Here is a 14,893-nt window from a genome sequence, read left to right as displayed (position 1 = left end):
CCTCCAGCCCGGCCCCACCGGCCGGGCCGCCGCGCTACCGCGGCGGCGTGCCGAGCTGCTGGGCGCCGATGACCGAGAGCAGGTACAGCTTCTCGTGGCTCTCGCTGCCGGGGGTCGCGGTGTAGACCATGAGCGCGTGGGACTGGCCGGGGTCGACCAGGCGCTGGCACTCCAGCTCCAGGGCGCCGACCTCGGGGTGGACGAAGTGCTTGGTGTCGCGCGGCCTGATCCCGATCTCGTGCTCGTCCCAGGCGCGCCTGAACTCCTCGCTCTCGGCCAGGAGCAGGTCGCACAGCTGCGCGGGCCGGGACCGCGGGCCGCGCAGGGTCACCAGCTCGCGCAGGCCCGAGGCGTACATGCGGGTCATGAAGGCGTGCTCGCTCGGCGCGTAGCGGGCGCGGGTCGCGGGGTCGGTGAACCAGCGGTAGCCGAGGCTGCGGGAGGGCCCGGTGTACTTCGTCGTGTCGCCGTTCAGGGCGACGCCGAGCGCGTTCTGGCGCAGCGTCTCGCCGACCTCGGTGACGATCTCGGCGGGCGTGTCGCCCAGCCGGTCGAGGACGCGGAGCAGGCCGGGGCTGATGTGCTCGCCCGCGCCGCCGCGCGCGGGCGGGTTGTGGCCGGCGAGGCGGAACAGGTGGTCGCGCTCGTCCAGGGACAGGTGCAGGCCCTGCGCGATCGAGGCGAGCATCTGGCCCGACGGCTGCGGGCCGCGCTCGCGTTCGAGGCGGGAGTAGTAGTCGGTCGACATGTGGCACAGGGCCGCGACCTCCTCGCGGCGCAGGCCGCTGGTGCGGCGGCGGGGGCCGCGCGGGAGGCCGACGTCCTCCGGTTGCAGCGCCTCGCGGCGCCGTCGCAGGAACCCGGCCAGGCCGGAGCGGTCGATCACGGTACGCCCTCTTCTCTCGGTGCTGCCTCCGTTTCTACCGCGCCCGCCCGGCCGCAGCCACGGATCGCCGATCCCACCCTCACGCGTGCACGGGGCGGGGCCGCGAGCCGGGGATCGGCGAGTCCTGGATACGGGCCCGCGCAGGCCATACCTTCAAGGCGTACCCGAACCCGAGGAGCACCGCCATGGCACGCCGCCCGATCGACATCACCGTCCCCGACCTCACCGGGAGGCTCGCCGTCGTCACCGGCGCCAGCGACGGCATGGGACTCGGCATCGCCGAGCGCCTGGCCGCGGCCGGCGCCGAGGTCGTGATGCCCGTGCGCAACCCCGCCAAGGGCGAGGCCGCCGTCGCCGCGATCCGCGAGCGCGTGCCCGGCGCGAACGTCTCGCTGCGCGGCCTCGACCTCTCCTCCCTCGCCTCGGTCGCCGCGCTCGGCGACACCCTCCTCGCCGAGGGCCGCCCGATCCACCTGCTCGTCAACAACGCGGGCGTGATGACACCGCCGGAGCGGCAGACGACCGCCGACGGCTTCGAGCTCCAGTTCGGCACCAACCACCTCGGGCACTTCGCCCTCGCCGGCCGCCTCCTGCCGCTGCTGCGCGCGGGGCGCGCCCGCGTGACCTCACAGGTCAGCGTCGCCGCCCGCCGCGGGCGCATCAACTGGGACGACCTGAACTGGGAGCGGCACTACGACGGCGGGCGCGCCTACTCGCAGTCGAAGATCGCGTTCGGCCTCTTCGGCCTCGAACTCCAGCGCCGCAGCAGCGCCGCCGGGTGGGGGATCACCAGCAACCTCTCGCATCCCGGCGTGGCGCCCACGAGCCTCCTCGCGGCCCGGCCCGAACTCGGCCGCAGCACCGACACCGCGGGCGTGCGCGTGATCCGGGCGCTGTCCTCGCGCGGCATCCTCCTGGGCACCGTCGACTCCGCGAAGCTCCCGGCCCTCATGGCCGCCACCGACCCGGCCGCCGAGCCCGGGGTGCTCTACGGCCCCAAGGGACCCGGCAACCTCGGCGGCCCGCCCGCCGAGCAGGCCATGTACGCGCCGCTGCGCAGCGCCGACGAGGCCGCGCGCGTCTGGGAGGTCTCCGAACGCCTCACCGAGACCGTGTTCGCCGCCTGAGCCGCGCGCCGGAAGCACCGCCGGGTTCATCGCCGGGTTCATCGGCGGAGTCCCGGCCGATGTCGGACCCCGGCGGTACGCTCCGGTGATGGCACCTCTCAGGTACTCCATCAACATCACCCTCGACGGCTGCGTCGACCACAACGCGGGCATGACCGACCCCGAACTCCACCAGTACTCCGCCGACATCATCGGACGCGCCGACACCCTCCTGTTCGGGCGGGTCGTCTACCAGATGATGGAAGGCGCGTGGCGGCTCCCGCCCGGCGGCGAGCCCCGCGAGGGCATGGAGGGGTGGACGGTCCCGTTCGCGAAGGCCATCGACGCCGCGCCCAAGTACGTCGTCTCCAGCACCCTCGACAGCGTCGACTGGAACGCCGAACTCGTGCGCGGCGACCTCGGCGACGCCGTCCGCGCCATCAAGGAGAAGTCGGAGAAGGGCGTGTACACCGGCGGCGTGACCCTGCCGCTCGCGCTGGCGGAGCTGAGGCTCATCGACGAGTACGAGTTCGTCGTCCACCCCCGGATCGCCGGCCACGGCCCGACGCCGTTCGCCGGGCTCTCGCACTACCTCGACCTCGTGCCGGTGGGCCGCAAGGAGTTCGCCTCCGGCGCGGTGTCGGTGCGGTTCGAACCCAAGCGCTAGGAGGCGGGCCGGCCCTCATGGGCCGGCCCGCGCTGGTTTCCCTTGCGGAATCAAGCGATCTTCTTGCGGTAGACGACCATCGCGAAGACGTACGCGACGATCAGGATGCCCACGAGCCACGCCAGGGCGACCCAGATGTCGTCCCCGACCGGCTGCTCGGCGAAGAGCGAGCGGATCGAGTTCACGATCGACGTCACCGGCTGGTTCTGGGCGAACCACTCCACCGGCGCGGGCATCGTCTCGGTCGGCACGAACGCCGAGCTGATGAACGGCAGGAAGATGAGCGGGTAGGAGAACGCGGAGGCCCCGTCGGGGGAGGAGGCCGCCAGCCCCGCGATCACCGCGAGCCACGACAACGCCAGCGTGAACAGCAGGAGGATGCCGGCCACCGCCAGCCACGCGCCCACGCCCGCCGAGGTCCGGAAGCCCATGAGCAGGGCGACCAGCACGATGATGGCCACCGAGATCATGTTCGACACCAGCGAGGTCAGCACGTGCCCCCACAGCACCGATGAGCGGGCGATCGGCATCGAGTGGAAGCGCTCGAAGATGCCGCTCTGGAGGTCGCCGTAGAGCCGGTACGCCGTGTACGCGATGCCGCTGGCGATCGAGATGAGCAGGATGCCCGGCGTCAGGTAGTCCACGTAGTCGTCGGTGCCCGCGTTGATGGCGCCGCCGAGCACGTACACGAACAGCAGCATCATCGCGATCGGCGTGATCGTGACGGTGATGATCGTGTCCATGCTGCGGGTGACGTGGCGCATCGAGCGCCCGAGCATGACGTTCGCGTCGCTGAGGACATGGGAGCTCATCGCGTCCCCTCCTTGTCCGCGTCCTTCTCCGCGGCCTGGTCCGCGGCGGGTGACCGGTCGCCGACCAGGGAGAGGAAGACCTCTTCGAGGGTCGGCTGGCGCTCGACGTACTCCACGGTGGCCGCGGGCAGCAGGGTCCGCAGCTCCGCGAGCGTGCCGTCGACGATGATGCGGCCCTGGTGGAGGATCGCGATGCGGTCGGCGAGCTTCTCGGCCTCGTCGAGGTACTGGGTGGTGAGCAGGACCGTGGTCCCCGCGTCGGCGAGGCCCTTGACGATGTTCCACACCTCGATGCGCGCCTCCGGGTCGAGGCCCGTGGTGGGCTCGTCGAGGAAGATCACCGACGGCTCGCCGATGAGGCTCATCGCGATGTCGAGGCGGCGGCGCATGCCGCCGGAGTAGGTCGCGACGCGGCGCCCGCCGGCGTCGGCGAGGCCGAACCGCGCCAGCAGCCCGTTCGCGACCGCCTTGGGCTCCTTCACCTGCCGGAGCCTGGCGATCATGACCAGGTTCTCGCGGCCGGTGAGGATCTCGTCCACCGCGGCGAACTGCCCGGTCAGGCTGATGGACTCGCGGACCCGCCCCGGGTCGGCGCCGATGTCGAAGCCGTCGACCTCGGCGGTGCCCGCGTCGGGCTTGAGCAGGGTGGACAGGATGCGTACGAGGGTGGTCTTCCCGGCGCCGTTGGACCCGAGCAGCGCGAAGACGCTGCCGCGGGCGACGTCGAAGTCGACCCCCTTGAGGACGTGCAGGTCCTTGTAGGACTTCTCGATGCCCTTGATCCGGATGGCCGGCGGCACAGTGGTGTTCATGGCACCTCGCTTCGGTGGCGGGTAGAGGGTGAGCAGCAGGCCCAGGTCGAGCACGGCCTACTCGCAGAAGATGCGGACCTTGGTGTCGGTCTGGTCCACGTCCAGGGTGAGGTCGTCCAGCGCGTCGACGAGGTCTTCGAGCTGGTTGGGCTTGATCTCGGTCAGGTCGATCGGGACGCCCTGCTTGACGAGCTCCTGGTTGGCGCGCTCCAGCGCCTGCGGCGGCACGAAGACCGCCAGGCGCATCCCGGCGCGCAGGAGCTTGAGCGGGACGCGGATGTTCACCTTGGTCTCGCCGCTGTGCTCGTCGTTCGCGTCGACGATGAGCCGCAGGTACTTCGGGCGGCCCTTGCCGCGGGTCGGCGCGGCCGGGTCGGGCTCCTCGACGGTCTCGACGGCGGTGAGCAGGCGCTCGGCCTCGTCGGCGGTGATCTTGCCGTCTGCCAGCATCTGGAGGATCTGGCGTCGCTGTTCGTTCACGGTTCCTGGTTTCCTTTTCATCTGATCGAGACGGACACGGCGGTGCGGCCCTGCTCGATGTCGAAGCGGGCGCCCGGCAGCGCCCAGAAGAGGCGCCCGACGCCGGCGAGTGTCCTGAAGGGCGGCATGTCGAACATGAGGCAGGCGATGATCCCGCCGATCACGGCGAGCACCAGGAGCGGCGACAGGACGATCACGATCGGGACCACGGGGAGGAACAGCCGCCCGGTGCGGCCGTCCTTGCGGCGCCAGCGCGCCGTCACCAGCTGGGGGATCATCGGGACCTCTCGAGTTCTGCGAGCGCCTCTTCGACGCTGATGTCCCCTTGGCGCAGCCGTTCGATGACGTCGGCACCGGTCGGGGCGGGGTCGGTGTCGACGAAGTCGAGATGTCCGGCGATGCGGTTGAGGCGGGCCTTGACCGTCGGGTAGCTGACCCCGAAGATCCGCTCCATCTCCTTGATCGAGCCGTGGGACCGGACGAACGCGGCGACGAACACCTGGTCGTCGGCGCTGAGCTGCGCGAGCTGCGGCGGCTCGAACTCCCCTTCGACCGCGATCCCGCTCTCGGTGAGCCGGACCCGCTCGACCTTGAAGGACTGCCCGCGCGTCAGATCCGTCAGCTCCTGCCAGTCCATCCCGGCCCTCTCCCTCGACGATGTTCGTCCTTCATTTGTAGCTTCAGAATCTTAAGAAGTCAACTTCAGATTCTTAATTTTCTTGATTTCGAGTTCAAGGGCACGAAAAAACCGCCCTGTTACAGGCGGTTTGTCGTGATTCCTGCTTGCTACTCGTCGGGTACGAAGTCGCCGATCAGGTGGAGGTTCTGGATGGCGGCCATGCCCCACTGGGCGGCGTCGTTGGTCGCCATGCGGGGCCACCAGTCGGTCGGGTTCAGGGTCGTCTCGACCCGCTCGAACGCGGGCCAGGTCTCGGAGTCGCCCTTCCAGTACTCGGCCTGGGTGCGGAAGACCTTCCAGGCGTGGCGGGCCTGGGCCTCGTCCCCGGTGCGGGCGTACACCTGGGCGTTGCCCCGGCAGAACGCCCACAGGAACAGGTCGCCGAAGCGGGCCCCGTACTCGGCCTCCTGCTCGGCCCGGGTCGCGGTGTAGAAGCGGCTGTAGCGGAGCCAGTCGGCCTCGAACGCCGGCATGTCGACCTGCTGGAGCAGCTCGGCCACGATCTCGAAGCGCCCGAAGCCGCTGGAGAGGTTCGACCGCTCGACCACCGGCGTCTCGGCGATCGCGTACCGGCCCGTCGCCGTGTCGTACAGCGCGCTGCCCTGCGCGAACCCGTTGGGCTGCGCCGCGATCGTCTCCATCGTGCCGAGGACCTTGTCGCGGCAGAACTCCCAGTCCGGCCCGCGCCGCTCCCACTCGGTCAGCCACGCCGCGGCCAGGGCCGCCCAGCTCGTGCCGAAGCCGATGTCGACCGCGTTCGGGTCGGGGTCCCACGGGTCGGCCTCGGGGTCGCGGATCTTGCGGCCGGTGTCGAGGACCAGCGCGGTCTTCTCCGAGTCGTGGAGGAACCGCAGGATGCCGCCCACCCGCTCGTCGGCGGTCAGGTAGTAGAAGTACCGCCAGTAGTTCGCGTTCGCGATCCGCACCTGCTTGGACGAGTCGCCCCAGTGCATGACGCCGTGCCGCGTGCCCAGGCCCGCCCAGTCCCCGATGTGGTACGTGTTCACCTCGGTCGTCTTGCGGGTCATGGCCTCCGCGAAGCGGAACGACTCGGCCGAGCCGGTGTGCAGGTAGTACTGCCACAGCCACTGGTCGGTGGAGAACTCGGAGTTGTCCCACGCGTAGCCGCCCACGTCGTAGCGCCACACCCTGCGGTCGCCGTCCTGGGAGTGCATGACGTCGCCGTAGTCCCAGAACCCGTACCAGTGCCGCTGGTCCTGCGCGTTGCGGTAGTACGCGAAGTTCGCGTCGAGCAGGTCCTCGGTGGCCTCGCGGAACGGATGCCCGCGGTCGACCGGGCCGACGAGCCCGCCGAAGGCCCCGGCGGCGCTCAGGTGCTCGGGCGGGGCCACCACCTGCGGGTTGGCGCGCACCGCGTCGGCCATGGCGCCCAGCCGCTCGGCCGTGGGCGTGGCCTCGACGGCCCAGAACAGGAGCTCGGAGGTGCGGGCGACCCCGTAGGGCGTGTCGAAGCCGGCCTCCCAGTCCTCGTAGGTGATCTCCAGGGCGTCGAGCTGCTTCGCGTACGTGTCCTGGCCGAGGCCGTCGTGGTAGAACCGGTTGTCCATCGGCTGCGCCTCGGGCGACCACATCCAGACGGTCACCGTCGCCTCGTCGGTGTGCGCGCCCCTGATGTCGAGCCCCGAGGGGTGGCGCTGCCAGAAGTCCTTCATGCCGAACGCGAACCCGCCCGAGACGCCGCCGACGTACCCGAGGCCGGAGGCGCGGCGCCCCTGGTCGACGGGCACCCAGCCGTGGCCCTCCTTGGTGCGCTTCTTGACCGCGTACCCCTCGGAGGTGAGCTGGGTGAGCGAGTAGTCGCCCCAGTCGGGGATCCACTGGAGCCGCGAGGTCACGCGCTGGTCCCAGGTGGACGGGTCGGGGAGCGCGGTCCCGGCGATCTGGGCGTTCCGAACCGCCTCGCCGGGGTCGCGGCGCATCCCGGTGACGCCCTTGACGGCCTCGGTGAGCTGGCCGTGGCCCTCGCCGACGAACCGCACGTGCCGGTCGTACATCGCGTCGGTGAGCGGCACCTTGAAGCGCACGCCGAGCCCGGCGATGAAGGCGTCGTCGCCGTCGGAGTCGTAGACGAAGGTGTGCACCATGCGGAACGACTCGCCGCCCGCGTAGAAGTACAGGCGCACCGTGAACGGCAGCCAGGAGCGGCCCCGCCCGCGGGTCCGGCGGTGGGTGCCGTCGATGCGCACGACCGCGCGCACCGGGCCGTCCTGCTCGACGGCGACCTCGTCGATCTCGCTCTCGTAGCGGTCGCGGGTGACCGAGCCGGTCTCGGGGTCGGGGGCCTCGGTCTGGGTGATGTTGACCAGGCGCCCGTCCGAGGCGATGGTGCGGTCGCCGCGCTTGACGTGCTTGACCAGGTCGGTGCCGGACTTGCCGATCCGCACCTTGACGACGCCGGTCGAGACGTCGATGTGGTTCCGGGACTCGGTGACCGACAGGGCGAACGCGGGCCCCGCGGGGGTGCCGGCCTCCAGGGTGAACGACTCGTGGGTGGCGGCCGGGCCGACCGCGTGGGCCGTCCACTTCAGGGAGCCGTCGGGCCAGTAGGCGAGGGGCCAGGTCTGGACCGGGACGGCGGCGCCGTCGGCCCCGGTGAGCTTGAAGGTCTGCTCCGCACCGAAGCGGCCCGGTCCCCAGGGGACGCCCCAGGTGGAGCCGGGGGAGACCGCGGGCGCGCCTTCGAGCCACTTGAGCTCGACCGAGTCGGGCCCGGCGTCGGTCGACGGGCCGGTCTGGGCGCGGGCTGGCGCGGCCTCGAAGAGCGCGGCCGCGGCGGCGACCCCCGCGGTCGTGGCGAGGACGCCCCGGCGGCTGAACCCGGTGCGGGCCTGCGGTTCGGGAGCGGGTGAAGGGCTCGGCATGGTGCCTCCAGGGGGAGTGGGAGGGGTACTGATGTAAATCGTTTTAACTCAGGGGGTTCAATATAGTCACGCGTCGATGTATCGTCAAGCGATCGAGGGTGAGCCCCATGGAGCCGAGATCCACGTCGGCGACGGGGCCTGGCGGCGAGCCCATTCCACCGGCATACTTGGAGCGATCATGAAAACGTTTAAGCGTCTCTCAGTCACCGGAGCGGCGGTGGCCCTCTCGGCCGCCGCCGCGGCCTACGCCATGGGCGCACCCGTCACCCACGCCGAGGAGCCCGTCGAGGCCCAGCAGGCCGTGCGCCCCATGGAGGACCTCGGCCGCGGCGTCGTCGCCGTCCGCAACGGATCCAGCGTGCTCGTCAGCTGGCGCCTCCTCGGCCTCGACCCGAGCGGCACCGCCTTCAACGTCTACCGCTCCGCCAACGGCGGCGCGTGGACCAAGCTCAACGGCTCGGCCCTCACCGGCGGCACCAACTACACCGACACCGGCGCCAACCTCTCCCAGGCCAACGCCTACCGGGTCGCCCCCGTCCTCAACGGGACCGAGCAGGCCCCCAGCACCGCGTTCACCCTCACCGCCGACCACGCCGACGAACCCGCCGTCCGCATCCCCCTGCGCTCCGGCGGCCCCGTCAAGTTCACCTGGACCGGCGACCTCGACGGCGACGGCGAGTTCGACTACGTCGTCGACCGCCAGACCTCGCCCCAGTCCATCGAGGCGTACACGAGCACCGGCCGGTTCCTGTGGTCGGTGAACCTCGGCCCCAACAGCACCAACCAGGACAACATCGAACCCGGCTCCGCCACCATCGACGTGGGCCACTGGGACGGCGTCACCGTCCAGGACTTCAACGCCGACGGCTACGCCGAGGTCGCCCTCAAGTTCGCCGACGGCGTCACCTTCGGCGACGGCCAGGTCTGGACCCACGCCGACGACGACCGGCAGTGGGTCGGCGTCCTCGACGGCCGCACCGGGGCCCTGCGCAACTACGCCGCCGTCCCCCAGGACTACCTCGCCGACGGACCCCTCGCCATGCAGTTCGGCGTCGGCTACCTCGACGGCACCCGCCCCTACCTCGTCGCCTCCATGAAGAACCGCAAGTCCAACGGCGACTTCAACATGATGATCTCCGCCTGGACCTGGAGCGGCCAGAACCTCACCCAGCAGTGGAAATGGCTGCGGGGGAGCACCGACGCCCCCGACGGCCACAACATCCGCATCGCCGACGTCGACGGCGACGGCACCGACGAGGTCGCCCACATCGGGTTCGTCCTCAACGGCGACGGCACCCTCCGCTACTCCCTCGCCGGCCAGGGGATCGTCCACGGCGACCGGTTCCACATCGCCGACATCGACCCGTCCAACCCCGGCCTGGAGGGCTACGGCGTCCAGCAGTCCAACGGCTCCGGCCTGCGCGAGTACTACTACGACGCCGCCAGCGGCCAGATGATCTGGCAGCACGTCCTCTCCGGCACCGCCGACGTCGGCCGCGGCATGGCCGGCGACGTCGACCCCCGGTACCCCGGCATGGAGGTCTGGTCCTTCGACGGCCTCTACAACGCCGCCCAGAACCGCCTCACCGAACCGAACACCTCACTGCGCCCCTGGCCCCAGCTCGGCCTGTGGTGGGACGGCGACCTCCTCACGGAACTGCTCAACGACGGCAAACTCGAAGAATGGGACCCGCTCAACCCCAGCACCACGAGCAGCCTCCCGCGCATCGAGACCGTCACCGCCTACGGCGCCGCCAAGGCCGCCCAAGGCGGACCCACCCTCGTCGGCGACCTCCTCGGCGACTGGCGCGAAGAGGCCGTCTACACCAACGCCGCCTACGACCAGCTCATCGTCTTCACCACCGACAAGCCCACCAGCACCCGCCTCTACACGCTCGCGCACAACCCGCTCTACCGCAACTGCATGACCACCAAGGGCTACATGCAGTCCCACCACACCGACTACTTCCTCGGCTCGGGCATGGCCACCCCGCCCGCGCCGCCGATCACCTACTGACGCACCGCGGGGCCGCCCCGGCGGCCCCGCCCGACCCCATGGATCGAACCGCTGTGACCACTCCACTGCGGGCCTTCGGCCCGCTCGACCAGACCCGCACCGGCTGGCAGGACGCCGCGATCGCCCTCGGGCGCCCCGCGACCGCCCTCGCCGCCCAAGGACCGGACGCGATGCCGGTGACCATGTCGAACCACTCCCACACCGAGAACTGGTTCGAACTGCTCACCCGCCCGCTGTGGGGCCTGGCCGCGGCCGCCGAGGCCGTCCCCGACGACCTCTGGGACGCCCTCGCCGCCACCCTCGCCCGCGCCCTCGACCCCGCCGACGACTGGTACGCCGGCGACTTCGGCCACGCCGACCAGCGCTGCGTCGAGGCCGCCGCCGTCGGCTGGGCCCTCGCCACCGTCCCCGACAAGCTCTGGGACCGCCTCGCGCCCAAGGCGAAGGACGACGCCATCGCCTGGCTCTCCCAGGCGTACAAGACCGGAGTGGTCGACAACAACTGGCACTACTTCCCGGTGTTCGTCGGCCACGGCCTCGACGCGGTCGGCGCCCACCGCGACCCCTCGGTCGCCGCCGCCCACCTCGACCGGATCGGCGAGTTCCACCTCGGCGGCGGCGTCTTCAAGGACGGGCCCCAAGGCCGCGTGGACTACTACAACCCCTTCGCCTTCCACACCTACGCGCTCCTGCACTACCGCCTGTGCGGCGACGACCGCTTCGTGGCACCCGCCGCCGACTTCGCCCGCACCTTCCGGTCCTGGTTCGGCGCCGACGGCGCGGCCGTCCCCTACGGGCGCAGCATGGGCTACCGCTTCGCGCAGGGCTCCCTGTGGGGCGCGCTGGCCGCCGCCGACGTGGAGGCCGTGCCGTGGGCCGAGGCCGCCGGGTTCAGCCGCCGCCTCCTCGGATGGTGGTGGGACAAGCCGATCCTCACCCCCGACCACCGCCTCACGGTCGGCTACGGCTACCCCAACGACGCCGTCGCCGAGCAGTACCTGACCGCCGGGTCCCCCTGGTGGGCCGCGAAGGTCTTCACCGGGCTGCTCGCCAGCGCCGACCACCCCTTCTGGACCGCCGAGCCCGCTCCCGCCGCGCCCGGGACCGCGGCCGACCCGGCCGCGAAGGCCGTCCACGTGCGGGACGCGGGCGGCAACGTCACCCGCCTCAACGGCCAGTCCTGGCGCGCGAAGATGCGCGGCGGCAAGGACACCTACGCGCGCCTCGCGTACTCCTCGCTCGCCGGGTTCTCGCACTCCGTCGACGGGCCGGGCCTGGAGGCCGCCGCACCGGACGGCACGCTCGTGCTCTCCGAGGACGGCGTCCACTGGCGCGGCCGCGAGGAGGGCGCCTCCTGCGACATCGACTGGAGCGGGGTCCTCACGACCGTCTGGCGCCCTTGGGAGGACGTCACCGTCACCTCCGAGCTCCAGGCGTTCGAGGACGGCTGGCACACCCGCACCCACGTCATCGAGACCGCCCGGCCGCTGCGCACGGGGGAGGGCGGCTGGTGCGTGCCCCGCGACGGGAACGAGGCGGCCGTCGCCAACGACCGCGCCGCCGTCGTCTCGCGCGGGGTCCGCAGCGAGGCCCTGGACGACGGCGGGAACCGGGAGGCCGGACTCGTCTGGCCCATGCCCGGCACCCACATGTACTGGCCCGCGACGGTCCTGCCGGTCCTCACCGGTGAGATCGGACCCGGCCGCCACGTCTACCGGGCCCGGTTCTACGCGGGAAGGGAGTGACCGACCCGCTTGACAGCGTTGGAAAGCGCGATCTAAGGTGACCGCATCCCAAGTTAAAACGATTTAACCCTTCGTCACGACCCCATCCCCTCGCAGAGGAGTTCAGCCATGCACCACAACGACGTGAGCCGCCCGATCCGCCGCCGCACCCTGCTCACCGGCGCCACCGCCACCGCGGCCCTGGCCGCCACCGCCGCCTGCGGCGACGGCGACGGGCCCGCCGGGACCGCCGACGACCCGATCGAGATCAGCTTCGAATGGTGGGGCGACGAGGCGCGGGCCGACATCACCAAGCAGGCCGTCGACCTCTTCATGGAGCAGAACGAGGGCATCAAGGTCACCGCCAACTTCGCCGACTACCCCGCCTACTGGGAGAGTCTGACCGGCCGCATGGCCTCGCGCGACCTCCCCGACGTCTTCCAGATGGACTACCCGCGGCTGCGCCAGTTCGGCGGCACCGGCATGCTCCTGCCCCTCGACGGCGTCGTGGACACCTCCGACTTCCGCGAGGGCGTGCTCGACACCGCCAAGCTCGACGGGCAGCTCATCGCCGTCCCCGTGGGCACCAACGTCTTCGGCCTCATCTACCGGCCCGACTGGTTCGAGGAGCACGGCATCGCCGTCCCCGAGGCCGGGTACTCGTGGGACGACTACGCCGAGCTGATCCGCACCCTCACCGCCGCCCTCGGCGACGGCCGCTGGGGCGGCAGCGACTGGACCGGGTCCTACCTCCTCGCCGAGCTGTGGCTGCGCCAGCAGGGCGACAGCTTCTACTCCGACGACGCCGCGAGCCTGAACTTCACCAAGGAGCAGCTCGTCCAGTGGTGGACCATCGCCGCGCCGCTCCAGGCAGACGGGTCCGTCCCCTCCCCGGAGGAGGCCGCCGCCGAGAACGCCCCCGGCGTCGCCGCGGGCACCATCGCCACCGAGATGCGCTGGGACACCGCCGTCAACGGCTACTGGTCCACCGTCACCGAGGGCGGCGGCTCCCTCGGCATCATCGCCCCGCCCAGCGCCGACCCCGCCAATCTCGCGCTCCACCTGCGCCCCGCGATGCAGTACGTCGTGGGCGCCGACACCGAGCAGCCCGAGGCCGCCGCCAAGCTCATCGAATTCCTCCTCGGCGACCCCGAGGCCGCGAAGATCCTCGGCACCAACCGCGGCATCCCCGCCACCAGGACCGCCCTCGACAACGTCGAGCTCGACGAGGCGTCGCAGGCCGTCATCGACTACGAGGCGACCGTGGAGGGGCACCTCGCGGGCGCCCCGGTCGTCCCGCCCGCCGCCGCCGGCGCCGTCGAGGCGAAGTTCACCGAGATCTACCAGCAGGTCCAGTACGCGACCATGACCCCCGAGGACGCCGCCGACCTGTTCTTCACCGAGGCCGAGACCCTGTTCGCCAGCGAGCAGTGACGACCGCGCCCGGGCGGGGGCGTCTGAGGGGTCGCCTCCGCCCGGGCGTGCTTCCGCACGGCCTTGACACGCGCCCGCCGCGCGAGCGATCATTGTTACAGAAACCGTTTCCGGAAACTCTGAAACACTCTGCAGCACACTGAAGCGAGGGCGGACCCACTTGGCGCGCAAAGGCGGCAGCACCGGCGACGGCAAGCGCAGCACCACCATCCGCGAGGTCGCCGAACGCGCCGGGGTGTCGGTCGCGACGGTCTCGCGCATCCTCTCGGGCACCTACCCCGCCGCCCCCGCCACCCGCGCCAAGGTCATGAAGGCCGTCGAGGAACTCGACTACGTCGCCAACCACCACGCCCGCGCCCTCCAGGGCACCACCCGCAAGAGCATCGCCATCATCGTCAACTCGGTGATCTCTCCGCACTACGCCCATGTGGCCCAGGGCGTCCAGACCCAGGCCGCCGAGGACGGGCGCCTGTGCCAGATCGGCACCACCGGCGGCGACGCCGAACGCGAACTCGCCATGGTCCAGTTCATGCGCGAGCAGCACCCCGAAGCCGTCATCCTCGTCGGCAACGTCAACGCCGACGACGAGTACCGGGCCCGCATGAGCCGCTACGCCCACGCGCTCGCCTCCATCGGCTCCCGCCTGGTCCTGTGCGGGCGCCCGCCCCTGGGGTCCGACGCGCCCGCCGTCGTCGTCGAGTACGACAACACCGGCGGCGCCTTCGCCGCCACCAGCCACCTGCTCTCCAACGGCCACAAGCGGATCCTCTTCCTCGGCCGCCGCCCCGGCTACACCACGCCCGACGCCCGCATCGCCGGCTACCGGGCCGCCCTCGCCGCCCACGGGGTCGCGCACGACCCCGGCCTGGAGGCCGACGGGACCTTCGAGCGCTTCGAGGGCTACCGGATGATGCAGACCCGCCTCGCCGCCGGGCCGCCCGACTTCACCGCGGCCTTCGCCGCCAACGACCAGATCGCCGCCGGCGCCCGCCAGGCCCTCCTCGAACGCGGCCTCTCGATCCCCGGCGACGTCTCCCTCATCGGCTTCGACGACCTCCCGCCCGCCGCCGACATCGACCTCACCACGGTCTACCAGCCCCACGAGGAGCTGGGCCGCACCTCGGTGCGCCTCGCGCTGGAGCACGCCCGCAACGGCGGCCCGCCCCCGCACACCGTCCTCGGCGCCCACCTCGTCCTGCGCGGCTCCGTCCGCCCCGTCGTCGCCCCCTAGCGCCGGTCCGGACGCACCGGGCCGCCCCTGGCACCCGTCCCCGCAGGACAGGTCCCCTTCGGGGCCCCGGGTGAACACGGCCTGAACACGATTGCGTAAGGTGCGCCCGCGGAACCCCTTGAACGCCCGGACCCGCCCCGGCGGGTCCGGCGAACGCCGCCCC

At 71.6% G+C, this 14,893-nt stretch carries 13 protein-coding genes; 6 read left to right on the top strand and 7 right to left on the bottom strand.

Annotation, left to right across the window (positions count from 1 at the left end):
- Positions 1-34: 34 nt before the first annotated feature.
- Positions 35-886: a helix-turn-helix transcriptional regulator gene (locus BLS99_RS07560; RefSeq protein ID WP_091046252.1), complete on the bottom strand. Its 852-nt coding sequence runs from the start codon at positions 884-886 to the stop codon at positions 35-37.
- A 185-nt stretch (positions 887-1,071) separates the two neighbouring features.
- Between BLS99_RS07560 and BLS99_RS07555 the strand changes: the two genes are divergently transcribed.
- Together BLS99_RS07555 and BLS99_RS07550 are read left to right on the top strand one after the other, a co-directional pair.
- The gene (locus tag BLS99_RS07555) at positions 1,072-2,013 is read left to right on the top strand and encodes an SDR family oxidoreductase (RefSeq protein ID WP_091046248.1); all 942 of its coding nucleotides are present in this window, start codon (positions 1,072-1,074) and stop codon (positions 2,011-2,013) included.
- An 88-nt stretch (positions 2,014-2,101) separates the two neighbouring features.
- Positions 2,102-2,659 carry a dihydrofolate reductase family protein gene (locus BLS99_RS07550; RefSeq protein WP_091046245.1) on the top strand — a complete coding sequence of 186 codons (558 nt, stop codon included), beginning with the start codon at positions 2,102-2,104 and terminating at the stop codon, positions 2,657-2,659.
- A gap of 50 nt (positions 2,660-2,709) precedes the next feature.
- Here the strand turns inward: BLS99_RS07550 and BLS99_RS07545 are convergent, their stop codons facing one another.
- The 6 genes from BLS99_RS07545 to BLS99_RS07520 form a co-directional block, all read right to left on the bottom strand.
- Positions 2,710-3,471, bottom strand: a complete 762-nt coding sequence (locus BLS99_RS07545) for an ABC transporter permease (protein WP_091046243.1) — start codon at positions 3,469-3,471, stop codon at positions 2,710-2,712.
- On the bottom strand, positions 3,468-4,283 hold the full coding sequence (locus BLS99_RS07540) for an ABC transporter ATP-binding protein (RefSeq protein WP_091047807.1): 816 nt from the start codon (positions 4,281-4,283) through the stop codon (positions 3,468-3,470). The genes BLS99_RS07545 and BLS99_RS07540 overlap by 4 nt, the downstream gene beginning before the upstream one ends.
- Positions 4,284-4,340: 57 nt before the next feature.
- The gene (locus BLS99_RS07535; protein ID WP_091046238.1) at positions 4,341-4,763 is read right to left on the bottom strand and encodes an SHOCT-like domain-containing protein; all 423 of its coding nucleotides are present in this window, start codon (positions 4,761-4,763) and stop codon (positions 4,341-4,343) included.
- 17 nt (positions 4,764-4,780) lie between these two features.
- Positions 4,781-5,041: a hypothetical protein gene (locus tag BLS99_RS07530; RefSeq protein ID WP_091046235.1), complete on the bottom strand. Its 261-nt coding sequence runs from the start codon at positions 5,039-5,041 to the stop codon at positions 4,781-4,783.
- Positions 5,038-5,400, bottom strand: a complete 363-nt coding sequence (locus BLS99_RS07525) for a DUF2089 domain-containing protein (RefSeq protein WP_091046233.1) — start codon at positions 5,398-5,400, stop codon at positions 5,038-5,040. Before BLS99_RS07525 ends, BLS99_RS07530 begins: the two co-directional genes overlap by 4 nt.
- 149 nt (positions 5,401-5,549) lie before the next feature.
- Entirely contained in the window at positions 5,550-8,324 is a 2,775-nt protein-coding gene (locus BLS99_RS07520) for an exo-rhamnogalacturonan lyase family protein (RefSeq protein ID WP_091046229.1), read from the bottom strand.
- A gap of 178 nt (positions 8,325-8,502) precedes the next feature.
- Between BLS99_RS07520 and BLS99_RS07515 the strand changes: the two genes are divergently transcribed.
- From BLS99_RS07515 to BLS99_RS07500, 4 genes are all read left to right on the top strand, one after another.
- Entirely contained in the window at positions 8,503-10,341 is a 1,839-nt protein-coding gene (locus BLS99_RS07515; protein WP_143034714.1) for a rhamnogalacturonan lyase family protein, read from the top strand.
- A gap of 53 nt (positions 10,342-10,394) precedes the next feature.
- Positions 10,395-12,086, top strand: a complete 1,692-nt coding sequence (locus BLS99_RS07510) for a DUF2264 domain-containing protein (RefSeq protein ID WP_176953246.1) — start codon at positions 10,395-10,397, stop codon at positions 12,084-12,086.
- Between the two features lie 108 nt (positions 12,087-12,194).
- Positions 12,195-13,499: an ABC transporter substrate-binding protein gene (locus BLS99_RS07505; RefSeq protein ID WP_091046223.1), complete on the top strand. Its 1,305-nt coding sequence runs from the start codon at positions 12,195-12,197 to the stop codon at positions 13,497-13,499.
- Positions 13,500-13,659: 160 nt separating this feature from the next.
- On the top strand, positions 13,660-14,730 hold the full coding sequence (locus tag BLS99_RS07500; protein WP_091046219.1) for a LacI family DNA-binding transcriptional regulator: 1,071 nt from the start codon (positions 13,660-13,662) through the stop codon (positions 14,728-14,730).
- Positions 14,731-14,893: the final 163 nt, after the last annotated feature.

The sequence above is a fragment of the Glycomyces sambucus genome, assembly GCF_900102815.1.
GTDB lineage: Bacteria > Actinomycetota > Actinomycetes > Mycobacteriales > Micromonosporaceae > Glycomyces > Glycomyces sambucus.
This window is presented reverse-complemented; position numbering and strand designations above follow the sequence as displayed.

Bases quoted from the DNA above. Each gene is read 5' to 3' on its own strand.
- BLS99_RS07555 (WP_091046248.1), top strand. From the start codon at position 1,072: ATGGCACGCCGCCCGATCGACATCACCGTCCCCGACCTCACCGGGAGG.
- BLS99_RS07550 (WP_091046245.1), top strand. From the start codon at position 2,102: ATGGCACCTCTCAGGTACTCCATCAACATCACCCTCGACGGCTGCGTC.
- BLS99_RS07545 (WP_091046243.1), bottom strand. From the start codon at position 3,471: ATGAGCTCCCATGTCCTCAGCGACGCGAACGTCATGCTCGGGCGCTCG.
- BLS99_RS07540 (WP_091047807.1), bottom strand. From the start codon at position 4,283: ATGAACACCACTGTGCCGCCGGCCATCCGGATCAAGGGCATCGAGAAG.
- BLS99_RS07530 (WP_091046235.1), bottom strand. From the start codon at position 5,041: ATGATCCCCCAGCTGGTGACGGCGCGCTGGCGCCGCAAGGACGGCCGC.
- BLS99_RS07525 (WP_091046233.1), bottom strand. From the start codon at position 5,400: ATGGACTGGCAGGAGCTGACGGATCTGACGCGCGGGCAGTCCTTCAAG.
- BLS99_RS07520 (WP_091046229.1), bottom strand. From the start codon at position 8,324: ATGCCGAGCCCTTCACCCGCTCCCGAACCGCAGGCCCGCACCGGGTTC.
- BLS99_RS07515 (WP_143034714.1), top strand. From the start codon at position 8,503: ATGAAAACGTTTAAGCGTCTCTCAGTCACCGGAGCGGCGGTGGCCCTC.
- BLS99_RS07505 (WP_091046223.1), top strand. From the start codon at position 12,195: ATGCACCACAACGACGTGAGCCGCCCGATCCGCCGCCGCACCCTGCTC.